The 22,416-nt window shown below is 46.3% G+C and carries 23 protein-coding genes; 4 read left to right on the top strand and 19 right to left on the bottom strand.

The genetic code is table 11. From position 1 onward, the window contains the following. Positions 1-46 precede the first annotated feature (46 nt). From GC178_04215 to GC178_04140, 16 genes are all read right to left on the bottom strand, one after another. Positions 47-1,042, bottom strand: coding sequence for an alpha/beta hydrolase (locus tag GC178_04215; protein MBI1286763.1), 996 nt, complete (start codon positions 1,040-1,042; stop codon positions 47-49). Beyond that, complete coding sequence (locus GC178_04210; protein MBI1286762.1) at positions 1,043-1,345, bottom strand: type II toxin-antitoxin system RelE/ParE family toxin; 303 nt, start codon at positions 1,343-1,345, stop codon at positions 1,043-1,045. Next, positions 1,345-1,581 (bottom strand): hypothetical protein, encoded by a 237-nt coding sequence (locus tag GC178_04205; protein MBI1286761.1) that lies wholly within the window; start codon positions 1,579-1,581, stop codon positions 1,345-1,347. The genes GC178_04210 and GC178_04205 overlap by 1 nt, the downstream gene beginning before the upstream one ends. Before the next feature lie 55 nt (positions 1,582-1,636). Further along, positions 1,637-2,755 (bottom strand): ABC transporter permease subunit, encoded by a 1,119-nt coding sequence (locus GC178_04200; protein MBI1286760.1) that lies wholly within the window; start codon positions 2,753-2,755, stop codon positions 1,637-1,639. A gap of 190 nt (positions 2,756-2,945) precedes the next feature. Beyond that, entirely contained in the window at positions 2,946-4,082 is a 1,137-nt protein-coding gene (locus tag GC178_04195; GenBank protein MBI1286759.1) for a glycosyltransferase, read from the bottom strand. Next, on the bottom strand, positions 4,082-5,200 hold the full coding sequence (locus GC178_04190) for a hypothetical protein (GenBank protein ID MBI1286758.1): 1,119 nt from the start codon (positions 5,198-5,200) through the stop codon (positions 4,082-4,084). Before GC178_04190 ends, GC178_04195 begins: the two co-directional genes overlap by 1 nt. Then, a complete protein-coding gene (locus GC178_04185) occupies positions 5,166-6,452 on the bottom strand; it encodes a citrate synthase (protein ID MBI1286757.1) in 1,287 nt (428 codons plus the stop codon). Before GC178_04185 ends, GC178_04190 begins: the two co-directional genes overlap by 35 nt. A gap of 208 nt (positions 6,453-6,660) precedes the next feature. Beyond that, positions 6,661-7,131, bottom strand: coding sequence for a hypothetical protein (locus GC178_04180; protein ID MBI1286756.1), 471 nt, complete (start codon positions 7,129-7,131; stop codon positions 6,661-6,663). A gap of 1 nt (position 7,132) precedes the next feature. After that, positions 7,133-7,606, bottom strand: coding sequence for a hypothetical protein (locus GC178_04175; protein MBI1286755.1), 474 nt, complete (start codon positions 7,604-7,606; stop codon positions 7,133-7,135). A gap of 77 nt (positions 7,607-7,683) precedes the next feature. Continuing rightward, positions 7,684-8,235: a sigma-70 family RNA polymerase sigma factor gene (locus GC178_04170; protein ID MBI1286754.1), complete on the bottom strand. Its 552-nt coding sequence runs from the start codon at positions 8,233-8,235 to the stop codon at positions 7,684-7,686. 138 nt (positions 8,236-8,373) lie between these two features. Continuing rightward, positions 8,374-9,327, bottom strand: a complete 954-nt coding sequence (locus GC178_04165) for a transketolase family protein (GenBank protein MBI1286753.1) — start codon at positions 9,325-9,327, stop codon at positions 8,374-8,376. A gap of 76 nt (positions 9,328-9,403) precedes the next feature. Beyond that, positions 9,404-9,790, bottom strand: a complete 387-nt coding sequence (locus GC178_04160; protein ID MBI1286752.1) for a GxxExxY protein — start codon at positions 9,788-9,790, stop codon at positions 9,404-9,406. Positions 9,791-9,899: 109 nt separating this feature from the next. Further along, positions 9,900-11,390 carry a VWA domain-containing protein gene (locus GC178_04155; GenBank protein ID MBI1286751.1) on the bottom strand — a complete coding sequence of 497 codons (1,491 nt, stop codon included), beginning with the start codon at positions 11,388-11,390 and terminating at the stop codon, positions 9,900-9,902. Then, complete coding sequence (locus GC178_04150) at positions 11,317-12,162, bottom strand: transketolase (protein MBI1286750.1); 846 nt, start codon at positions 12,160-12,162, stop codon at positions 11,317-11,319. The genes GC178_04155 and GC178_04150 overlap by 74 nt, the downstream gene beginning before the upstream one ends. 181 nt (positions 12,163-12,343) lie before the next feature. After that, the gene (locus GC178_04145) at positions 12,344-14,068 is read right to left on the bottom strand and encodes a hypothetical protein (GenBank protein MBI1286749.1); all 1,725 of its coding nucleotides are present in this window, start codon (positions 14,066-14,068) and stop codon (positions 12,344-12,346) included. After that, the gene (locus GC178_04140) at positions 14,068-14,547 is read right to left on the bottom strand and encodes a hypothetical protein (GenBank protein MBI1286748.1); all 480 of its coding nucleotides are present in this window, start codon (positions 14,545-14,547) and stop codon (positions 14,068-14,070) included. The genes GC178_04145 and GC178_04140 overlap by 1 nt, the downstream gene beginning before the upstream one ends. A gap of 82 nt (positions 14,548-14,629) precedes the next feature. Here GC178_04140 and ychF point away from each other — a divergent pair, with 82 nt between their 5' ends. Beyond that, positions 14,630-15,727, top strand: coding sequence for a redox-regulated ATPase YchF (gene ychF, locus GC178_04135; protein ID MBI1286747.1), 1,098 nt, complete (start codon positions 14,630-14,632; stop codon positions 15,725-15,727). A 111-nt stretch (positions 15,728-15,838) separates the two neighbouring features. Here the strand turns inward: ychF and GC178_04130 are convergent, their stop codons facing one another. Then, positions 15,839-16,750: an SDR family NAD(P)-dependent oxidoreductase gene (locus tag GC178_04130; protein ID MBI1286746.1), complete on the bottom strand. Its 912-nt coding sequence runs from the start codon at positions 16,748-16,750 to the stop codon at positions 15,839-15,841. 600 nt (positions 16,751-17,350) lie between these two features. Further along, a complete protein-coding gene (locus GC178_04125; GenBank protein MBI1286745.1) occupies positions 17,351-17,749 on the bottom strand; it encodes a DUF2177 family protein in 399 nt (132 codons plus the stop codon). A 156-nt stretch (positions 17,750-17,905) separates the two neighbouring features. Between GC178_04125 and GC178_04120 the strand changes: the two genes are divergently transcribed. The 3 genes from GC178_04120 (at position 17,906) to GC178_04110 (ending at position 22,090) form a co-directional block, all read left to right on the top strand. Beyond that, a complete protein-coding gene (locus tag GC178_04120) occupies positions 17,906-18,313 on the top strand; it encodes a hypothetical protein (protein ID MBI1286744.1) in 408 nt (135 codons plus the stop codon). Positions 18,314-18,506: 193 nt separating this feature from the next. Then, positions 18,507-19,580 (top strand): DUF1837 domain-containing protein, encoded by a 1,074-nt coding sequence (locus tag GC178_04115; GenBank protein ID MBI1286743.1) that lies wholly within the window; start codon positions 18,507-18,509, stop codon positions 19,578-19,580. Beyond that, entirely contained in the window at positions 19,577-22,090 is a 2,514-nt protein-coding gene (locus GC178_04110; GenBank protein MBI1286742.1) for a DEAD/DEAH box helicase, read from the top strand. The genes GC178_04115 and GC178_04110 overlap by 4 nt, the downstream gene beginning before the upstream one ends. 199 nt (positions 22,091-22,289) lie before the next feature. Here the strand turns inward: GC178_04110 and GC178_04105 are convergent. Further along, the coding region (locus GC178_04105) for an IS3 family transposase (protein MBI1286741.1) at positions 22,290-22,416 on the bottom strand (127 nt) is incomplete at its 5' end.

Raw genomic sequence — 22,416 nt, 5'->3', positions numbered from 1 at the left:
CTAAAAGTAAGAAAATAACAGAACGCTATCTTATTGTGAAATTGTGCTATTTCACAGGTTTTAGACCAATGACATCTTCCGCAAATCGGAAAGTTGCATCTTCCACGAGTTTCACGTCAGGGTTGCGAAGTGGATTGGTGAGTACGTGCGCACCAACGGGAAATTCCACCATGCGTTTTTGGCTTTCGGGTGTTCCCAGTTCAGGCATCATCAGGCGCATGGCCTCTACCGAAACCACGCTGTCCTGCGCGGATGCGTCTTTGAAATACGCACCCACAAAAATGGGCTGCTTTACGTGCGAAAATGTTTCTTCGGTCATTGTGTGGTCGATCAGCGAACGCAGCGCCACCAATCCTTCCAAACGATACTTGGTCTGCCAATACTTTTTGAATTCTTCGGGAGCTTCATACTGCCGGAAATCGCTTCCATTGATCAAACGCGCCAGTTGAAGTCCCCACGGTTGGGTCAGCACCTGCGAGGTCTGATCGAAGATGTCGATGTTGGGCGAGTAGCAGATCAGCGCGTCAATTTCGGGGTCGTGTGCGGCAAGGTAAATTGCAAGCGTTCCACCTGTCGAACAGCTCATCACGATCACTTTCTGTCCGATCTTCTTGCCAACGGCAATGGCTTCTTTGGCCGATTGCAGATAGTTTTCGGGTGTCAGGTCGATCAACGGTTCGGTAGTGTCCAATCCGTGGCCGTACAACCGAGGCAGATACAGGTTGCAGCCGTATCGTTGGGCAAATGCCCGATGAACGGGATTTCCTTCTTCGCCCGAAGCGGTAAAACCATGCAGATAAACCACAGCATAGTCGGTCACCGAAACCGAATCATTGTACCATTCGATCTTGGCTTCATTGCTGGGTTTCAGAGTTTGGAAACCACTTTCACGATACGCCAGCCAGCCATCCAACGAATCCAACGGAATGGAAATGGAGGTTGGAGTAGGGTTGAGGTGAGATTCGGGCGGCTTGGGGCCGAGCATGAAGGCCACGGAAATTGCAATGACCAGGACCAGTGCCGTGTATGCAGCTTTTTTCATTCAGAGTTTCATCTTTTCAGGATGCTGACGTGTTTCGAAAACGGTGAGAACAAACACTTCGGTCTCTGTAAATCGATATAGGATCTTGTAATTGTCCTGAACCAAGTATCGTATTTCGAAATTAGAACGTGTCTCAGTTTGTATTCCGCCACTTCCGGGTCGGGTTATCAATTGCATTTCGCGGTCAAATATCCTGAGCAGTTGTTTGGTAGCCTGAATTTCGGAGTCCAATGAAATGAACTCCTTGATGTCTTGCAGGTCATCAATGGCGCGTTCGGTCCAAATGATTCTGCGAGATGCCATTAAAGGCCAAGTTTTTTCTTTGCTTCATCGGTGGAGTAGACTCTTCCATTCGCAATGTCATCCTCAGCTTTTCGGAGACGTTCATTCAGTTCCTCAACCGTCATTGGTTTAAGGTCGCTTTCTGGGTAGCGCGCACGTGTTGAACTCATCAGTTCGGCTACTTTTTGCAGCAGTTGTTCATCCTCCGTTCGGATGAGTTTTTCAATGATGCTGTATTTCAATTGTGCAACGTCCATGATTCAAATTTAGCGAAAGACCATCAAGGTTTTCAAAACCGTGGAGATCTTGAAGCTATCGGGTGCTTTTCACATCCAACGCATCGCGCACGCCATTTCCCACTAAGGTAAACGCAAGTACCATCAATAGAATGGCCGTTCCGGGAATGAGCGCCAGATACGCCTTGTCCATAATGATGTAGCCGTAATGGTCTTTGATCATGGCTCCCCAACTCGGAATAGGTGGCTGCGCACCGATGCCGAGGAAGCTCAGACCTGCCTCGATCAGAATGGCCGAAGCAAAATTCGCAGCCGAAATGACAATGACAGGTCCGAGAATATTCGGCAGAATATGCCGCACAATTGTTCTGAAACCAGAGAAACCGAGCGCACGGCAGGCTTCCACAAATTCCTTCTCGCGGATGCTGAGTATCTGTCCACGGACGATACGCGCCACCTCTACCCACATGGCCATTCCAACCGCCACGAAGACCTGCCAGAATCCTTTTCCCATTGCCAGCGTGATAGCGATGACCAGAAGCAATAGCGGAATACTCCAGACCACCGTTACGAACCACATTACCACATTATCAATCCAGCCACGGAAAAATCCTGCCAATGAACCCATCAGAATTCCGATGAGCAAGGAGATGGCCACGGCCACAAATCCGATGCTGAGCGAGATGCGTGTTCCGAGGATCATGCGGCTAAGCAGGTCGCGACCAAACCGGTCGGTGCCCAGCCAGAATGTTTTGGTTTCGATGAGTTCTTTCTCCACTTCTTCAGGTGATTTTCCTTCTGATGAAAGCGATGCGAAGGAATACTTCACCATTTCACCATCATTCGATGTATCGCCTGTGTAGCGTTCAATGACCAGCGTATCCGCAGAAAAAGAATGACTGAAAATGGGGACCCAAGAATAGTTTTCCTGTTTGCCTACCAGCAGTTTTTCGCTGAATCCATCTTCGGAAACAACGGTTCTCGGAACTTTCAAAAAAGTGAAAGTTGAACCAGGCTTTTTGGCGGCCAACTCAATGATCTGTCGGTTGGCGTGCGGGCTTCCATCTGGTGTGATCAGCGGGCCAAGCGTTGCAAGCATCACGGCCACAAGAATCACCACCGAACCGAAAATGGCCGCAGCATCCTTCTTGAATCTGCGCCAAGCCAATTGCCCGAGTGACGTTCCTTTATTCATTGTTTATTGCACAGAGAACTTTTGAGAAACAGAGATGCACAGAGTTTTCGAATTTCTCCATTTCGAATTTCATGCTTTCATCTTTCCCATTTATTACAAATGAGTACGAATATGCGAATGTTTTGAATCCCAGAGTTCACAGATTGTCGCCTTCTCTATTCACCCGTGCTTCAGCTTCCCCCTTTGGGGGTCAGGGGGTTTTTATCGTTCGTCCTTTCCAAACATAGCTGCGCACATTTCCAAAAATGCCAAGAAATGTGACGTACACGGCAACGAATATTTCCGTGACCAGAATATTGGCGATGCCGCAATGCGGTTGCAGGTCGCGGCTCACAGTTCTCGTAAGTACGAGGTCAAGGATGGTTTTGGCGAACAGAACCCACATGAGTCTGTCTGCCCAATAAGAACCGAACGCGGCAATGATGGAAATGAATGAAATGAAGGCGACCAGATTGGCGAAGTAGGTGATGATAGCGGTTCCTTTCACCAACAGATTCGTATAGCCGCTTCGCTTGGAAAGCCACCGCTTACGCTGTTGCCAAAAACTTGAAAATGTGGGTTGTGCTTTGGTCAGAACAGCCGATTCGTAATGCTTCACAAACCGAACCGAATCGGGCCACTTTTCGCTGAACTGAAGCATGGTGAACACATCATCGCCCGAAGGGTTTTCTGAACTCACGTAACCACCGATTTCTTCAAAGGAACTTTTGTCGAAGAACAGGTTGGCGCCATTGGCCATGATCGGTTTTTGATGCGAAGCGAAACCACCTGTCAGTCCCATAATGGCCAACATTTCCATGGCCTGCGATTGTTGCAGAACGGTTCTGTCGGATTGAAAAACAATGGGTCCCAAAAGCATTTTGGTCTGGTCTTTCTCCCAATGCGATGTCATGGTAATGAGCCATTCGGAGGGAACGCGGCAATCGGCATCTACTGTAGCAATGGTTTCGAATTTGGCTTCGCGAATGCCTTTCTGCAATGCAGATTTTTTGCCTTCGCCATCTTGGTTTGAAAGCACTTTCAGATTCGGGAACTCGGCTTTCAGTGATTCCGCAATGGAAAGCGTGTCATCTTCCGAATGGTCGTCAATTACAATGAGTTCGAACAGTTCGTTCGGATAACTCTGGTTGAAAATGTCGCGGATAACGGTTTCTATGTTTTCGGCTTCATTGCGTGCCGCAACAAGAATGCTCACGCCAAGCCAAGCTGGTTTTTCATCTTCCACTTTCATCTTCTTCCAGCCCGAAATGGCGTAGATGATCATGGCCGAGTACAGCACCATCACCGTTACTGCGAATCCGAAAAGAAGATACCAGAGCCACGCCATCAGTCAGCTTTTCGGAAGAAACGCAGTTGGAAAATGAACACCACACCGATCAATGCGGGCACCGCCAGATTGATGAGCCAAAGCATGGAGCTTGCCAAGAAAATGCTCTTCACATTCGTGGAAAGCATCCCCAAAAAGTAAACCGAAATGGAGCCGCGCACACCCAATTCGGTAATGGCGATGGTCGGCACCGCTGTCATCACGAAGTAGGTCATCGAGATCATCATCATCGCATTGGCGTAGCTGATTTCCACATCGAACAACTTCAAAAGCAGAAAGAACTGAAACGTGAAGATGAGGTAACGCCCCAAGCTGGCGAGGAAAACCTTCCAAAGTGTGGAGGAACTGTGATGCTCAAAAACGCCCGCGTAGTGGCGATATTTTTGGGGAATCGGTAGCCAGTTGATGATGGTGGTCAGCAGCCGCGTGTTAAGGAAAAGAACAACCAGTAGCACGCAAAGTCCGAACATGAGGATGGCGATGAGATTGTACTGCATGGGTGTGATCGGCCCGAGACCTACGTACTCTGGTAAGAAGAAGATGGTGGCGAGAATTCCTGTAACGAGCGTGACCACCAGTTGCGCATAACTTCCGACAATGGTGAGCAGCGCGGCATCGATGCGGTCGGCTTTCTGCAGGTGAAAGATGCGGCCACCGTATTCTCCAACACGGTTGGGAGTGAAGATGGCAATGGTGATTCCTGAGAAGATGGCTTTCAGCGATTTCCAAAGCGAGATTTTCTCTAAATAACTTACCAACAACCGCCACTTGAAGGCTTCCAGAACCCAGTTCAGCATCATCAATGCAATAAGAAGAATCAACTGGGGCAGGTTTTCGGTAAGAACGCTGATTCCCGAACTGAGCTTGGCGTCCTGATCTTTGAGCTGCACCTCGCGGTAGATGAACCACAGCGCAACAAACGCAATAACGACCTTGATGAAAAGCCCGATGTTGCGCTTGCGGAAAATGCCCTTGCTCATAAATGCAAAGAACGCAAATTCCCCTCCTTGCGTGAGGTTCGGGGGGCGTAAACAAAAAAGGATGAGGCCGACCTCATCCTTTCTGTAAGTGTATGTGCTTGAATTATCTGCTTGAAAGCGGCTGGTAAGGACGCTCATTCTCGCCAGTATAGATCTGACGCGGACGACCGATCGGCTCTTTGTTCGCCATCATTTCCTTCCATTGAGCGATCCAGCCTGGTAGACGTCCCATCGCAAACATCACCGTGAACATCTCCGTTGGAATTCCGATTGCCTTGTAGATGATTCCTGAGTAGAAATCAACGTTCGGGTACAGGTTTCTTGACTTGAAGTAATCATCGTTCAAGGCCACTTCCTCCAATTGTTTGGCAAGATCAAGAATCGGGTCGTTGATGCCCAGTTTCTCCAACACGTCATCACACGATTTCTTGATGATGGTAGCGCGTGGGTCGAAGTTCTTGTACACGCGGTGACCGAAGCCCATGATTCGGAACGGATCGTCCTTGTCTTTCGCTTTATCGATCCACTTTTGCATGCCACCGCCATCAGCTTGGATGTTCTCCAACATTTCGATAACCGCTTGGTTTGCTCCACCGTGAAGCGGTCCCCAAAGGGCAGAAACACCTGCTGCGATAGACGCATAAAGGTTCGCTCTTGAAGAACCAACGATTCTTACGGTTGAAGTAGAACAGTTCTGCTCGTGATCGGCATGAAGGATCAACAGTTGATCCAGTGCTTTCACTACAACCGGGTCTGGTTCGTAGTCTTCTGTTGGTACAGAGAACATCATGTTCAGGAAGTTCTCCGTGTAATTGTATTTGTTTCTTGGATAAACAACCGGATGACCGACCGAATTTTTGTGAGACCAAGCAGCAATGGTGCTGATCTTGGCGATCAATCTGATAATGGTGAGATCCACTTTTTCATCCTCACGGTCTGGATCCAGACTTTCCGGATAGAACGTTGAAAGTGAGATCAGATTCGAAGCAAGAACTCCCATTGGATGCGCCTTGCGAGGGAACGCCTCGAAGAACTCCTTCATATCTTCATGAATGAGTGTGTGGCGCGTGATCTTCTCACTCCAAGCCGTGAACTCGGCCTTGCTTGGCAATTCACCATAGATCAACAGGTAAGCAACTTCCAAAAACGTTGACTTCTCAGCCAACTGCTCGATCGGATAGCCACGGTATCGCAAAATCCCCTTTTCACCATCAAGGAAAGTGATGGCACTACTTGTAGCACCTGTGTTCTTGTATCCGCTATCGAATGTGATCAGCCCGGTCTGGTCACGCAGTTTACGGATGTCGATTCCTTTTTCGTTTTCCGTCCCGGTGACAACGGGAAGTTCTATCACTTGATCTCCTACGCGAATCTCGGCTGTCTCACTCATTTTTGTTGTGTAAAAAGGTTTTGGTTTTGCTTGCGCGATTATACAAAAAATTCAATCATTCAATTTGTCTGAAAACTTACGGCAGCCCTTGATTTCTGTACCTGTTGCCGCAATGTTCAGCTGGCCAGTTAAACTATAATTCCCATCAATGGTTACAACGAAAAAAGACGCTGATCGTTCAGCGCCTTTTCAGATTACTTCGATGCGATCAATGCGGAGGTCCGCCCGGAATTTTAGTGCGGTCTTTGGCGCGGTGCAACAATTCTCTCCTGAAGCCATGCTCGGCTGCATAAAGTTTCGCCACCTTTTTAATAGGTAGAATCTTCTTGAAACGCTCGTTGTATTCCTTTTTCAGGTCGAGTTCCTGTTGCTCCAAAACCAGTTCCTGATCAATGGTCTTTGATAGATCGTCATCGCTCAACGAATCAAAATTCTGCTTCGCCTCGGAGCGGTTGTCCCGCTGCTGCTTTCGAAGTTCGCGCATCTTGTCATCCAATTCATTATATACTGGCCAGAACTGCTGCGCTTCCTCTGGCGTGAGGCTCAGCTTTTCTGTCAGGTAAGCCACTTTCAAGGCTTCCAATCTCTCTCGTTTAGACGGATCCAGTTCTTCCTGCGCCATTGCAAACCAAATCGAACTCAGTATCAGCAATCCGCTTAAAATCAATAGCTTTTTCATCTCAGATCTCTATTTCGTTCATGATCGTGTTCAATTCCACGTCTTCCTCTGTTTCCAAATATTCGATGATGTCATCATCGGTCAATTTGCTTTCGTTCATTGCCACCTGATGGTAGTCAATCAATTCGTAACTCACTAATTCCGAAGGTTGCAGATCAGCATAAGTTGCCAATTCTTCAACTGTCAGTGAAGCCAGAACGGTGTCAAAATCAGGCGTATCGTTAGCCGTTGGCGGAATGAAAAACCACGCGGCCAAAGCAACAGCCGCAACTCCAATGGAAGGTGGCAGAAATTTCATCCAAACCGACCAACCAGCTTTTACTGGCCGTTCCGAATTCCGAACGCTTTCCATCACGCGAGGCGTGAGGTTTTCGAAATAACCTTCCGGTGTTTTGAAAGCATTCCGCTTGAGCTCCTGCTCCGAAATTCCCTCAATGTTCAACTTGGGTTCGTTATGGTTGTCTGTGGTTTTCATCACGTTGCATTGACAATTGTCTTTCTAAAAGGTTTAATCCTGCCAGAGTCGTCAACTTTCCAAAAGTTGACGACTCTCTAAAACTGCTGTTTCATGTACGCCTCAATTTTCTTGACGGCATGATGGTACGAAGCTTTCAGCGCGCCCACCGAAGTACCTGTGACCTCCGCCATGTCCTCATACTTCATCTCATCAAAATACTTCATGTTGAAGACCATTCGTTGCTTGGTCGGCAAGGTGAGAATTGCTTTCTGCAACTTCATTTGAATGGCATCTCCACTCAATTGCGGGTCGGCTTCCAACTTGCTGGAAAGTGCATGCGAGACATCATCCAACGAAACGAAAATGTTGCGCCTTTTGCTCTTCAGAAAACTGATGCTTTCGTTGGTCGCAATCCGATACAGCCAAGTATAAAGTTGACTGTCCTCGCGAAATCGTTCCAGATTTTTGAATGCCTTGATGAAGGTGTTCTGCAGCACGTCATCCGCGTCATCATGGTCGATGACGATTCTGCGGATGTGCCAATAAAGCCGTTCCTGATAGTGGTTGACCAGCTCACTGAAGGCCAAATTCCGAGACGAAGGGTCTCTGAATTGCTCCAACAGTCGTTTGTCCGCACTTTCGGTCATCTGCAATTTTCGTGTTGAAGCGAAATACTTTCAGTAGCCACAGAAACACAGAAAACACAGAGGGTTTCGCTGAAAAGTATTCCTCTCTTTTTGTTCTGTGTAAATCTGTGTTTCTGTGGCTAAATCATGCGAAGCATGTCACTTTCTCGCGATGACCTTCAATGCTGCTTCAACGATGCTTTCTGTACTCAGTCCGTACTTCTCCAACAGTTGCTCAGGAGTTCCACTTTCCCCGAAGCTGTCGTTCACTGCCACCATTTCCATCGGTGCCGGACCGTTCAAAGCCAACGTTTGCGCCACACCGTCACCGAGGCCACCGTTGCGTTGGTGTTCTTCGGCCGTCACCGCACATCCTGTTTTGTTAACGGAAGCTAAGATGGCGTCCACGTCCAAAGGTTTAATCGTGTGGATGTTAATGATTTCTGCGCTCACGCCTTTATCCGCCAGAATGGCCTGAGCCTCAACCGCTTTCCATACTAAATGACCTGTTGCAAAAATGCTCACATCTGTTCCTTCGCTGATTTTCCAAGCCTTTCCGATCTCGAATTTCTGATTGTCAGGAGTGAAGTTCGGAACCTTGGGCCGACCGAAACGCAGATAAACGGGGCCTTCGTGTTCAGCAATGGCGAGTGTAGCGGCTTTCGTCTGGTTGTAATCGCAAGGATTGATGACCACCATTCCTGGAAGCATTTTCATCAGGCCAAGGTCCTCAAGAATCTGGTGTGTGGCACCGTCTTCTCCCAACGTTAAACCTGCGTGCGATGCACAGATCTTCACATTCTTACCAGAGTAAGCAATGGTCTGACGGATCTGGTCGTAAACGCGACCTGTACTGAAATTGGCGAACGTTCCCGTGAACGGGATTTTCCCACCGATGGTCATTCCTGCCGCAATGCTCATCATGTTAGCCTCGGCAATTCCAACTTGGAAAAAACGGTCTGGGAAATCCTTTTGGAAAGCATCCATTTTCAACGAGCCGGTAAGGTCAGCGCAGAGGGCTACCACTTGGTCGTTGTTCTTTCCCAGTTCATGAAGTCCAGCTCCAAATCCAGAGCGTGTGTCGCGGTCTTCGGTCAGTTTTTCTATTACCATGATGAGTTATGTTTTTTAGCCACAGAGGCACAGAATGCACAGAAGGTTTTCACAGAGAAATGCAGCAATGTATTCATTAAAGAGTAAGTCGCTTTATACCAAGTGTTGTTCTACCGAAATTCAATATCAGACCAACTTTGCAGTTGGAGCATTTTAGGTAATTGAGGGTTTGTGAAATGTCTTCGTTGGCAATGTCTGATTTCGCCTTTATTTCAAGGATCACATTTTCAAATACTACAAAATCCGCATAGAAACAATGAGGTAGAATCTCGTTCTTGTACACAACAGGATATTCTTTTTCTCTTTCGAAGAACACGTTTCTCTGTCTGAATTCCAGTTCTAAGGCATCCTTGTAAACAATCTCAAGAAAACCAGCACCAAGACTTTTGTGAACTTCTATTCCTGAACCGATGATGATGTCGGTCTCCTTTTGAAGGGGAAAGTCTTTCTCTGAGTATTTCATGACATGATTTTAGCCACAGAAACACAGATTTCCACAGAAAAATCGAGATTTTCCATTCTGTGAAAACCTCTGTGCATTCTGTGTCTCTGTGGCTTATCAAAAGTGTTCATCATCTCAATTCAACCAATTGTGATTTGCCAGAGAAAATTGTGAAATCCTGATCAATTGTGTAGAAAGCGCGCTTCGAACCCGTAGGTCGGAACACCACTTTGTAGCTTCCAGGTTGAAGCGGAATACTTTCTGAAGTAAGTTCGGGGTCGAGCGAATAAATCCAGTTCAGGGAGTTTCCATCCTTCACGAAAACATCACCAACACCTTTGGATTTACGCATAATGTGAACCATGCCTGGTTGCGGAATTTCCACGGTGGTGGTATGGCTTTGCGCCACGTTCACTCCCGAAACATACATCCTTGGTAATGTCAGGATTTCAAGGTCGTAGGTGCCAACCAAATAGCGTTGCTTCCTACCGACCTTTTGCATCGTTAGCGTGTTCATATCGCCTCCTTTTCGCACAATGGCCTGAAGGTTTTCGTAATCGTGCTTGCCTTGCACTTTCATGATGAGGTCGCCCTGAGGTGCATCCACCGCAATGATGTTGTGAATGCCCGGAGTCAGTTCGATGCTGTCCTTAAACACGGGTGGAACCGTGTGAACTTTCATTCGGTAAGAAGCCAACGGATCAATGACCAATGTGTCTGGAACCCCGCGATGGTTCATGGTGTGAATGAGGTTGTAAACCATCTTGCCCGAATGTAAGTCGTAGAACGTCATGTCTACATCTGTTTCGGTCGGTTCACCGTTAATGTCAAGCAGATTCACTTGCACCGAAGTGGGGTTCAGCGCCTGCGAAATGACCACATTCAATACGTCTTTCAACGATTTCTCGGTGTTTGCGTTGAAGTAGCTTCCAATACACTTAAAACGGTCAACCAGTTCAAGGTCAAGGCCAATGCCGATAACGAATGGTTTGAGAACAATTCCTTTTGATTGAAGCGCCATTGATACAGCACACGGATCACCATAGCATTCCTCAATTCCATCGGTGATCAAGATGATCATGTTGCGGCAATTGGAACATGGCGGGAAATCTTTTGCCGATTGCTCTAAACTATAAGCAATCGGTGTTGTTCCCTTCGGCTGGATCTTTTCCAACGCTTTCTTAATGGCCCAAGCACCGCCACCTCCGAATGGCACTTCCAAACGTGTGTCCTTGCAATCGCGCTGCGAACCAGATATATAAGGACTCTGATGCCCGTAAGCCCTGAAAGCAAGTTCAAGGTTTTCTACATTCTTCAAACTGTCCAAAAGCTCATTCAACATCTGCTTGGCGATGTCGATCTTCATTCCGCTTTCCCAATGGCCGAACATACTTTGCGAGCCATCGAAAACGAATAGGATTCTGTTCTGCGGTTTGGTCGGGTTTTCCTGCGCTACTGAGCTTGTGTTAGACCAGAGAATCAATCCCAAGGCTAACATCAGGCAAGAAATATGTTTCCTCAAAAGGAACATTTTATCAGGAAGGGAATCAGTAATCCCCCAGAGTTTCTTCCAATTGGCCGAGCGCCACTTCCAACTGCTGCGCATTCGGTGCCACGCCATGCCATTTGTGCGAGCCCATCATATAATCAACTCCCATGCCCATTTCGGTTTTCATCAGGTTGATCACCGGAACGCCTTTACCGGTTGCTGCTTTGCAGTCTGCCATGGTTTTCAAAAGGTCATCCAAATTGTTGCCATCGCATGAGAATACTTTCCAGCCGAATGCTTCAAACTTTGCTTTCAGATCGCCAAGTGCGATCACATCATCCGTGTCGCCATCGATCTGCCTTCCATTAACGTCAACCGTGGCAATGATATTGTCAACTTTCTTGGCTGATGCGAACATGGCCGCCTCCCATATTTGACCTTCCTGCAATTCGCCATCGCCATGAAGCGTGTAAACCAATTTGTCTTCTCCGTTCAGCTTTTTGGAAAGTGCCGCTCCAATGCCACACGAAAGCCCCATACCCAACGAACCGGAAGCCATTCTGATGCCCGGCAATCCTTCATGTGTCGTTGGATGACCTTGCAATCGCGAGTTCAGAAAACGGAATGTGGCGAGCTCTTTTACTGGGAAATAACCGTAACGTGCCAGCACGCTGTACCAAACCGGAGAAATGTGACCGTTTGAAAGAAAGAACACGTCTTCGTCTTTGCCATCCATCGTAAAATTGGACGCGTCAGGCTTCATGATCTCGTGGTAGAGCGAAACGAAGAACTCCACACAACCCAATGAACCGCCAGGGTGTCCCGAAGCGGGTGCAGCCACCATTCGTACAATGTCTCTTCGGGTCTGCGAACAGATGCGTTTCAGTTCTTCTTTGGAGGGCATTTGATGGCTGATTGGTTCGGTTCAAAAGTAGGGTAACAGCTATGCTGAGCAAAGCCGCGTTAATAACTTTTGAAAAGCCAATCAGTGCGATTTTACCGTCACCCTGAACTTGTTTCAGGGTCTTTTGATCAGTCTTAGAATAGATGCTGAATCCGCCAAAGGCGGACAGCATGACCGTGGATCAAGGTTGGTCGGAAACGGATCTCACCTCCAATTTGAACAGATTGGCAAAGCCGAACTCATTCTCTCGCTTCAGCAAAATCTGGTTTTTGAAAAACATGTCGAAGGCCTTTTCTGCTTTGTTCGGGAAACCCGTAAAAAGGTAGATGCTCTTACCGCGTTCGATCTGTGAAACCACTTGGGTCAGCAGCAGATAATTGTTGTAGGGTTTGTTCTTGTCGTCCAAGTTGGCCGGAATCTGTTGGAACGCGGGTTTGTTGCCTTTTCCCATCGACTTTTGGAACATGCCAACATGATTGAAAGTGTGCCCTTGTGCCTCCACCGTTTTCGGTTGAATCTTAATCATCGCGTAGCTGGTGATGTCGTACTTCTCCAAATAGTAGAGGTAACTCACGCGGTCCAACTCATCCACCAACATTACGGCCGCATTCGTGTCGTTCAAGGCTATGAATTCCTTCACAGCCCGGTGCGGTTGAAAATTATTCGCAAGGAAAAAGGCGTTGTAAATGTTCTGTTCGCGTTTGTTGCGTTCGAGGTTCTTGTCGAGATGAATGTTGATCTCGCTTTCCTGCCACACATAGTTGCCCATGCAGTAAATGGCAAGCACCGCTATAAATCCTTGTTTTGCGGTCTCATTCAGATTCAATCCTTCTAAGAAAAGAGCAGAAATGCCTGCCAGCAGAATGGCGAAAACGGGTGCGAGATGCACGAATGTCCGTTCAAATGGAACTTTATCATGTACATAAAGAAAAACGAACGGAAGAAGGAATGCCACCAGCACATAAGCCAGTTTCCTTCGGTCGAAAGCCAGTTCTTTCTTGGTGAGCCAGAAGAACAAACCTCCAAGTATTGGAATCAGCAAGAGCCAACGGAAGCTGAAGAATGCTTTCATCACCGAAGGGAAAACAGTTGTCAGAACGAAGGCTCTTTCCGGTGGAGCTTTCGACACGAAACGGTTGTCGAGCAATTGTTCCATAACGGGTTGATAGGCCACGAATGTGATCCCAGCACCGATGCCGATGGCGGCCAAAACCCATAGATGCGGAAAGGAGAACAGAGAAGGTTTCTTTTCCTTTTCCCCCTTTTTCATTTTCTCGTTTCCTCCTTTTTCTCGAAACTGCAGCAGCCAATCAATCCCAATTACCGCACTCAGTCCAAACAGGAAATAAACGTTGCTCGGAATGGTGTAGAGTAGGAAGAAGGAGGTCAATCCTGTGAGTATGAGATGCGACAATTTGCGGCTTTCCAAGTAGCTCCACCCGTGGTAGATGACCATGCTGACGAAAAGCATGCTCATGTTGTAGCCTCGCAGTTGCAAGGAGAAATTCAGGAATGGAATGGTGCTGGCCAGAATGATGGCTGCGAGGCTGGCGTAGCGCTCGCTGAAGAATCGTTTTACCGTTAGGAAAGTGTAAACGCACGTTCCAATCGCCAACAGTCCTTGAGCCAGTCGGAGTTTCCAGAGGTTATCGAGCATTTCGTAGAAATCCCGAACGCCAATGAGACGGCTCACCAGGTTGTCGAACAGGTTGAAGAAGATGTGATTGCCAGGTTCGGGATAGGAAGTTCGCGTGGTTTCAAACGTGACCAACGCGTAATCCTTCAACGAGATCAACTCATCCCACCAAGCATCCTGATGCACGTGTCCGAACATCCAATGGAGTAACGGAAGGATTCCTACAGAAACTAAAACAGTATTTGATAGTAGGCGAGTGCTAATTTTCATCAGAAAATCGTTTCTGTAATTCGATAATCTACAAGAGTTCCATCTGGTTCAAAGCAGAATAGACCTCGATAGGAGAAATATTTTGACCGCTTGAGATCTGCTGCAACAAATTCCAGCTGATCAATTTGGACAAAGGGGGAAATAACCAGTAGTTTATTGCCAGAATAAGGTTCTCGATTGTTGTCAAACGGTGCTTTGATTTTGCAGGTATGACTAACGAGAGAATCCGCAAATTCTTCACTCAACAGCTGAGCAGCTTTGGCGCTATCTCCTTTCTGGAAAAAGTAAAACCATAATTCAATGTTGCTCAATTGAATTCGGTCCGTTGAATCGTAGACATGGAATTCGTTTGAACCGAGCAGACTGTCGGTTTCAAAGACCTTAATAATTGTAGAAATCTGTTCTTCGGAAGGACATTGAGCAAATCCTCCGGTTAGAGTTAAAGCAAAGGCTATAAGCAACAGGAATTCGGTACGCATTTGCCGCTAAATTAACCAAGTCCATCAAGGCGGGAAATCATATAACCATTGCATTACCTTTGCCGCCTCAAAAAATCGAGCTATGGCTTTACAATGCGGTATCGTAGGACTTCCGAATGTTGGGAAATCCACCTTGTTCAATTGCCTTTCCAACGCCAAGGCGCAGGCGGCTAATTTTCCGTTCTGTACGATTGAACCGAATGTGGGTGTGATCACCGTTCCGGATGAGCGTTTGGAGAAATTGGAGGGTTTGGTGAAGCCAGAACGCGTAGTGCCGACCAATATCGAGATTGTTGACATTGCAGGTTTGGTGAAAGGTGCCAGTAAAGGCGAAGGATTGGGAAATCAGTTCTTGGGTAACATTCGCGAGACGGATGCGATCATTCACGTGCTGCGTTGTTTCGATGATGGAAACGTGGTGCACGTGGATGGTTCGGTTGACCCGATACGCGATAAGGAAGTGATCGATACCGAGCTTCAGTTGAAAGACCTTGAAACCGTTGACAAGCGCATGGTGAAGGTGAAGAAGCAGGCAGAGATCGGGCAGAAGGAGGCGAAATTGGAATACGAAACGCTGACCATTTTGAAAACCACTTTGGAGCAAGGGAAATCTGCGCGCGCGGCCGACCTGAATGATAACCAGTTGGAGTTGGCGAAGACGTTTCATCTGCTGACGCTGAAGCCTGTATTATATGTGTGTAATGTGGATGAAGCTTCGGTGGTTTCGGGCAATCAATATTCCCAGAAAGTGAAAGCTGCTGTTGCGGATGAGAACGCGGAAGTGATTCTGATCTCAGCTGCTGCGGAAGCAGACATTGCCAGCTTGGATACCTACGAAGAGCGTCAAGAATTCCTTCAGGATATGGGATTGCAAGAAGCGGGTGTGAACAAACTGATCCGTTCGGCCTATAAGCTTCTCAACCTTCAAACGTATTTCACGGCTGGTGTGAAGGAGGTTCGTGCATGGACCATCCGAAAAGGGATGACCGCTCCGCAAGCCGCAGGTGTTATTCACACAGACTTTGAGAAGGGCTTCATCCGTGCGGAAACCATTGCTTACAACGATTTCGTGACGCTGGGCTCGGAAGCTGCGGTGAAGGAAGCGGGCAAAATGCGTGTAGAAGGCAAGGAATATGTGGTGCAGGATGGAGATGTTATGCACTTTCGGTTCAACGTGTAGAGACCCCTCTGCCTTCGGCATCTCCCCCAAGGGGAGAGTTGCTGCGATTCACAACCCGTTCAGAGAGGAGCCGCCTAAGATGGTTTCTAATTTCCTCCCCTTTTGGGGAGGTCAGGAGGGGTTTTTAAAAACTTGATCCCAATGCTGGTGGTCGACCTTGCCTTTTTTGTTGGCTTGGTTGTAGCGGGATTCTAAGCGTTGGCGAACTACATCTTTTTTCTTCTCGCCCAAACGGATGATGCGCAGCAACAGACTTGGGAAGAACCGCTTCATGAAGAACGAGAACTTGGCATCTGCCGGTAGGATGATGTGGAATCGTCCTTTGCCAGCTTTCTTCAGAACGTACTTCGCGACACGTTCGGGAGTCAGTTCGGAGGTTGCGAAGATCATCTTGCTCATGTGAATCTCTTCGGCATTTCCGCGGGCGTTCTTCATGACGGCTGTTTTGAAGAAGGTGGGCATCACGCACGAAACCTGGATTCCGTGGGCGTTGAGTTCGGCATCCATCGATTCTGAAAGGGAACGAACCCCTGCCTTGCCCACATTGTATGCGGCCATTCGGGGCAAACTCATGAATGCAGCGGCACTTGCTACATTGATAATGGCTCCGCTTTTCTGCTTCTTGAACTGCGGAATGAAAAGCACGTTTCCGTAAATGACCCCGTGGAGGTTGATGCTGAGAAGCCAGTCCCAGTTTTCGAGGCTGTATTCTTCCACGTAGCCACCATCGCCAACGCCTGCGTTGTTCACCAAAAGGTCGATGCCGCCCACATCAGAAAGGAACTGGTCAACGACCTGCTTGTAGGCGTCCTTGTCGGAAACATCCAATCCGTAGGTGAACGTTTTGGCGCCCAGTTTTGCGACTTCCTCGCTTTTCTCCTTGAGGGAGACGAGGTTGATGTCGCTCATGCCGATGGTCCAGCCATCTGCGGCCAGTTCGCGGCAAAGACAGAGGCCAAGGCCTGAGCCTGCGCCTGTGATGAACGCACGTTTTTGCGGAAATCGTTTGGTGAGTTGTAGCATTTGGGCAACAAGATAGTTGCCTTGATTGAAAGTTGGTAGGTCTGCTTTTACCGAAGAGCTATCGAAAAGAAATTTTCTTAGCCACAGAAACACAGAGTTTCACAGAGGTTTTCGCAGAAGGACAATTTATCTGTGATCCTTCTGTGTGTTCTGTGCCTCTGTGGCTGAGGATATTGCCGAAGGCGATTCGCGCGTACCTGAACGGCTTAGCAGCGTCATTGCACCCAACGGGTGAGGTAGAAACCTGAGGGCAATCGAAAAGAAATTTTCTTAGCCACAGAAACACAGCGTTTCACAGAGGTTTTCGCAGAAGGACAATTTATCTGTGATCCTTCTGTGTGTTCAGTGCCTCTGCGGCTGAAGATATTGCCGAAGGCGATTCGCACGTACCTGAACGGCTTAGCAGCGTCAGTGTACCCAACGGGTGATGTAGAAACCTGAGGACTATCGAAAGGAAATTTTCTTGGCCACAGAAACACAGCGTTTCACAGAGGTTTTCGCAGAAGGACAATTTATCTGTGATCCTTCTGTGTGTTCTGTGCCTCTGTGGCTGAAGATATTGCCGAAGGCGATTTGCACATGCCTGAATACTTAGCAGCGTTAGTGTACCCAGCGGGTGATGTAGAAACCTGCTGTGCTGACGGCTCCCGTGAGGACGATTCCCCAAAGGATGTCCACGAAAACCACTTTAAGCGGGAAGCCTTTGAGCGTTGCGAGGTTGGTGAGGTCATAGGTGGCGTAGGCGAAGAAACCGAAGAGCGCACCGTAAAAGAGGGCGTGTTTTACGGAATCATTTTCTACCGCTGGGAGGATGGAAAAGATGAAAATGCCCACGATGTAAATGAGGTAGAAAATGATGGCTGCGGTCCAGTTGACGTTTTCTTTGAGGAGGTCGCCCAGTTGTTGCCAGTAGAACTTTTTGGCCACGAGGCCAAGCCACGTGAGGTCGATGGCGAAGAAGACAAGGGTGGTAAGAACGTAGCTCAGGATCAGTTTCATGGTGGATGGTTTTGGATTTTTCTGGGGGAAGAACAACTGAAAGTGAAATGTGTTCCCAGCGCGTGTTTCTGTGCTGAAATAGAAGTGAGCTATGCAGCCCATGAAAACGGGTGTTGCTGGGGTAGCAACTACTTTTTGGGGAAGGTAAGCCATTTGTTGGCGGTTGAACGTCACCCATTGGTTGTTGAAAGTCACTGGTTGGTGATTCAACGACACATGTTGGCGAATGAAAACAACTGGTTGGCGATTGAACGATTGCCGTTAGTGATTGAACGATTGCTGTTGGCTATTGCAAACGCGCTGGACGTGATTGCAAACGCGTACTTGGGGATTGAAAACCTCTCGTTGGTAATTGCAAACCACTTGTTGGGGGAGGAAAACCACTTTTGGAGAGTTGTAAACGCCCTACAACGGGGTGCTTCTTTGTTCTTTTGGCTTGACCCAAAAGGAACCAAAAAGTCAAGGCTTGGAATCCTCATTCGACCCTTCACTGCTCTGCGGCCTGAACGGGCCAAGCCGTTCCCCTTCGACAAGCTCAGGGTTCACTTCTGCGCCCCGTTCTGACGGCCTCTGCGCAGTGTGGGTACCCCGATTGCGAATTCCTATGCCGGTGCGGGTGGATGGAAACGGGAAGTGTTTAGGGCAGATGAACTGGAAGGCACGCGTTTGGAAACATGCGTCAGAAGATTGGACATAAATAGGTTACGTACTGGAGTGTGTGGTTTGGAATAAACCCTAAGTGATTTAAATACAAATTATGTATCCATTCATTTTGTTGTCCGAATCCATTTCAAGGAAAACGTTTCGTTTCTTTGGTTTTGTCCAACCCGATATTTCAGGCATTAGCCGAGATAGGACAGAAACCAAAACTTTTAAAGCCATGAGTTGGATTGAAGATGCAATCAATGAGTTGGTTATTTCTCAGGAAGGGAAAATCAATTCCAGGATCGCGTGTCTTGAGAAAGATCTTGAGATACCGGAAACCGAGGCTATCGCACACTGCTATTGTGTCAAATTGGATGGGCAAGGAAATCCAAGAACTAAAGACCTTGTAGATTTTATAGCAACCAAAATTGTTGACTATTCAATACCAAAGAAGTCGATTGATGAGGCGAAAGAAAGTTTCATTCGAACTAATTCTACCGATAAGATTCTGGAATTACAGGCTAAGGCAAAGATGTTGTTTACTGATTTGAAGCAAACAGGTGAACTGGGAGAAATGCTTCTATATGTTCTGGTTCAAGAAGTCCTCGGATTTCCTCAACTGATTAGTAAAATGAGCTTAAAGACTTCGGGAAAACTGCATTACCAAGGAGCAGATGGTATACATGTTCATTTTGATTCAAAAGATGACACCTTATCTCTTTATTGGGGAGAGTCCAAGATGGAGAAAACCCTAAATTCTGGTTTAACCAATTGTTTTAATAGTCTAAAAGGATTTCTGTTGGATACCTATGGCTCAGGTTCGGTGCAGGAAAGAGATTTAATGTTGATTACTCAAAACATATTCGACAATACTAACAACCCTAAATTGGAAGATGCCATTGTAAAGTATTTCGATTTGGATGATGATGCTTCGAATAAGTTAAAGTATAAGGGTGTTTGTTTCGTTGGTTTTGACAGTAAACACTATCCGAGTAATCCTCATGAAAAGACTCTTGCTGATATAAAGAAACTATTTGAAGCTGAAATTGAATCGTGGTTGAAAACCAGCGGGTCGAAAATTAAAAATCATGTCAATCTCGAAAAGTTTGAAATACACGTCTTCCTAATCCCCTTTCCCTCAGTTGAAGACCTAAGAAATCAGTTTTTGAAAATCGTGTCGCGATGATAGCAGAGAAGTTATTTGAACTCCCAAGTTTCACTAGACAGTATGGTGCAATTCAAGCATTTTCTGTAGGTAATACCTTGTCCAATTTAAATTGGTGCGAGAGTCAGGAAGCCCTGTTGGGGAAAATTAATTGGGATAATTTGTTGGGCATCGCAAGTATTCTGAGTTTATCTTCAAAAAGTGAACATTTAGAGGCTGCTCTGCGAATCTCACAGTCATGCTTGAGGGCTAGTACCAGCCCAGAACAAAAGGCGGGTGCAATAGTGGTCCTTGAGAGTCTGACTAATCAACCAGCATTAGAATTAGCTAAGAAGAGGCAGCTAATTGAACCTGACTTAGCCCAGCAGCTTCCATTACCATTTCGACTTCAAACAAATCGAACTAGGATTGAAAATTCTGCTATAATTGATAACGAGGTTGTTTCCCTCAACAGGTTTCAAAAGGAGGCTTACGATGCTTCATTAACGCATGCAGCTGTAAGTATTTCAGCTCCTACCTCTGCTGGAAAGTCATTTATACTGTCTCAGCTTTTAAGCGAGTGGTTGGTTTCAGGTCGCTGCAATATTGTTTACATAGTTCCAACTCGAGCACTAATCAGTCAGGTTGAGGAGGATTTGAGAAAACTCATTACTTCAAGAGAATTGGTAAATGTTAATCTAACAACGGTCCCGTTAAACGAGACGGCAAATTCTCAGATTAATCTGTACGTATTCACCCAAGAGAGGCTTCATTGGTTTTTAACACAGCCTGGAACTTCATCAATTGATTATTTGGTTGTTGATGAGGCTCATAAAATTGACAACGGAAATCGAGGGATTTTACTGCAACGAAAGCTTGAGGAGGTTAAAGAACTTAACCCACGGGTTAGGATTTTCTTTTCAAGTCCTTTTACATCCAATCCTGAAGCATTATTAAACTGGATCGGAGATTCAGGTTCAAGCGCAGTTGTAAACACCGAGTTTGTCGCTGTTAATCAGAATCTTCTGTATCTAACTCCAGTCAAAAGAAAGCCGATGTTATGGAACGTGAGTTTGGTCTCCAAAGCAGGGAGTGTTCAGATTGGAACGATTAATCTGGAAGATAGACCTGTGTCAGAAGCAAAGAAGATTTCGCTTTTGGCAAAAGCCATTTCTGGAAATGTAGGAGGTGGGTTGATTTATGCTAACGGTGCTGCTGAAGCCGAAAGTAATGCGAAAATACTGATGGGGTTGAGCCCTGACGAATCTCAGAATTCTGAGATTAACGAATTGATTAAACTGGTCAAATCGTCAATTCACAGAGATTATTCGTTGGCCAAGGTTCTTGGTAAAGGAGTTGCTTTCCATTACGGAAATATGCCGCTTCTGATTAGGCAGGAAATAGAACGATTATTCAAATTGAATCAAATCAAGTATTTGGTTTGTACATCCACTTTGCTCGAGGGGGTAAATCTACCAGCGACCTCTGTGTTTATTAAAAAACCAACAAGGGGTAGGGGTAAGCCACTCAATGAAAATGACTTTTGGAATTTAGCCGGACGTGCTGGTAGGTGGGGTAAGGAGTTCAGTGGAAATATTGTTTGCATAGAGCCAGATAGATGGGAAATAAAGCCATCTCCTTTTAAGCGTAAACAACGAATAGAAAAAGCTCTTGATTTGATAAAGGAAGAGGAGCTCATTGATTTCATTCTTGAAGATACTCCAAGGAGCGTAGCAGAAAACCGTCAGGACTTGGAGTTTGCTTTTTCATACTATTACTCACGATTCTTACAGGATAAACTCGTTCCTAAGACTGATTTTATCAAAAAGCTTTTGGGAATCTTTGAATCTCTGAAAGACAGGATTGCCGTGCCTAGTGAGATCATTTTCCGCAATCCTGGAATTTCGCCAATTGCTCAACAGCAACTTTTAGAATATTTTGAATCAAAACAGAATGAATTAGAATCGCTTATCCCTGTTTATCCTGAAGATGCTGCTGCTGTTGATGAGTATACAAAGTTGATTGGTAGAATAGGCAAAACACTTGCAGATTTCCAACCGAAGCTAAATTACTCTCGTGCAATATTGTTGGTCAATTGGATGAGTGGTAAACCTCTTTCCTATTTGATTAGCTCCTCATATAGAAGCTATAAAAAGAGTGATCCTAAAGTGAAAATTGACAAGGTTTGTAGAGACACTATGGAGCAAGTAGAGAATTTTGCCCGGTTTAGGTTTGCAAAAGAATATAGTTGCTATGTGGATATTTTACGGCATTACATTTCAGAAATTAATCGACCTGAATTGCTGGACGATATTCCTGACCTCAATTTGTGGCTTGAGTTTGGGGTCTCCCAAACTACCCAACTATCATTTTTGTCCTTAGGTCTAAGTAGAAACACTGTAATCGCAATTACTGAGTTTCTCACTGATACAAAAATGGATAAGCAGCAGTGTCTTGATTGGTTAGCTGGAACTGATTTATCCGTGTTTGATTTTTCACCGATTCTAATTGCTGATATAAGGAGAGTGCTTGACCCTTCTGAGAAAAGCTAATCATAGTAATGGGTTTAGATAAGTTGCCTACCAATGTACGTTTACTAGTGGGTGCTTTGCTGTCATGAAACCTCTGTATTTCTTTTATTAAGGATTTCGTTTCAGTCCATTTTTGTTTAAAAGAGAGTAACTGATGCTTGGTTGAGTTCTTTGTGAGAGATTGCCGCGTTCGTTCCTCACTCGCAATTGTAAAAGTCAACTAATTCGGTAATGATTTTCTAAAGTTAAGAGGTATGTCATTTATTCCTTGATGATGCCTCATTTCGTTGTAGTAAAAGAGATATTGTAGGAGCTCATCCTTCAGTTCCTCAACGGTGTCATAGTGT

Source organism: Flavobacteriales bacterium, assembly GCA_016124845.1.
GTDB lineage: Bacteria > Bacteroidota > Bacteroidia > UBA10329 > UBA10329 > UBA10329.
The sequence above is the reverse complement of the archived record's forward strand: the minus strand, read 5'-3'. Positions and strand labels throughout refer to the sequence as shown.

Excerpts from the sequence above, each read along its gene's own strand:
- GC178_04215 (MBI1286763.1), bottom strand. The coding sequence starts at position 1,042 with ATGAAAAAAGCTGCATACACGGCACTGGTCCTGGTCATTGCAATTTCC.
- GC178_04210 (MBI1286762.1), bottom strand. The coding sequence starts at position 1,345 with ATGGCATCTCGCAGAATCATTTGGACCGAACGCGCCATTGATGACCTG.
- GC178_04205 (MBI1286761.1), bottom strand. The coding sequence starts at position 1,581 with ATGGACGTTGCACAATTGAAATACAGCATCATTGAAAAACTCATCCGA.
- GC178_04200 (MBI1286760.1), bottom strand. The coding sequence starts at position 2,755 with ATGAATAAAGGAACGTCACTCGGGCAATTGGCTTGGCGCAGATTCAAG.
- GC178_04195 (MBI1286759.1), bottom strand. The coding sequence starts at position 4,082 with ATGGCGTGGCTCTGGTATCTTCTTTTCGGATTCGCAGTAACGGTGATG.
- GC178_04190 (MBI1286758.1), bottom strand. The coding sequence starts at position 5,200 with ATGAGCGTCCTTACCAGCCGCTTTCAAGCAGATAATTCAAGCACATAC.
- GC178_04185 (MBI1286757.1), bottom strand. The coding sequence starts at position 6,452 with ATGAGTGAGACAGCCGAGATTCGCGTAGGAGATCAAGTGATAGAACTT.
- GC178_04180 (MBI1286756.1), bottom strand. The coding sequence starts at position 7,131 with ATGAAAAAGCTATTGATTTTAAGCGGATTGCTGATACTGAGTTCGATT.
- GC178_04175 (MBI1286755.1), bottom strand. The coding sequence starts at position 7,606 with ATGAAAACCACAGACAACCATAACGAACCCAAGTTGAACATTGAGGGA.
- GC178_04170 (MBI1286754.1), bottom strand. The coding sequence starts at position 8,235 with ATGACCGAAAGTGCGGACAAACGACTGTTGGAGCAATTCAGAGACCCT.
- GC178_04165 (MBI1286753.1), bottom strand. The coding sequence starts at position 9,327 with ATGGTAATAGAAAAACTGACCGAAGACCGCGACACACGCTCTGGATTT.
- GC178_04160 (MBI1286752.1), bottom strand. The coding sequence starts at position 9,790 with ATGAAATACTCAGAGAAAGACTTTCCCCTTCAAAAGGAGACCGACATC.
- GC178_04155 (MBI1286751.1), bottom strand. The coding sequence starts at position 11,390 with ATGGCGTGGCACCGAATGCGCAGCAGTTGGAAGTGGCGCTCGGCCAAT.
- GC178_04150 (MBI1286750.1), bottom strand. The coding sequence starts at position 12,162 with ATGCCCTCCAAAGAAGAACTGAAACGCATCTGTTCGCAGACCCGAAGA.
- GC178_04145 (MBI1286749.1), bottom strand. The coding sequence starts at position 14,068 with ATGAAAATTAGCACTCGCCTACTATCAAATACTGTTTTAGTTTCTGTA.
- GC178_04140 (MBI1286748.1), bottom strand. The coding sequence starts at position 14,547 with ATGCGTACCGAATTCCTGTTGCTTATAGCCTTTGCTTTAACTCTAACC.
- ychF (MBI1286747.1), top strand. The coding sequence starts at position 14,630 with ATGGCTTTACAATGCGGTATCGTAGGACTTCCGAATGTTGGGAAATCC.
- GC178_04130 (MBI1286746.1), bottom strand. The coding sequence starts at position 16,750 with ATGCTACAACTCACCAAACGATTTCCGCAAAAACGTGCGTTCATCACA.
- GC178_04125 (MBI1286745.1), bottom strand. The coding sequence starts at position 17,749 with ATGAAACTGATCCTGAGCTACGTTCTTACCACCCTTGTCTTCTTCGCC.
- GC178_04115 (MBI1286743.1), top strand. The coding sequence starts at position 18,507 with ATGTATCCATTCATTTTGTTGTCCGAATCCATTTCAAGGAAAACGTTT.
- GC178_04110 (MBI1286742.1), top strand. The coding sequence starts at position 19,577 with ATGATAGCAGAGAAGTTATTTGAACTCCCAAGTTTCACTAGACAGTAT.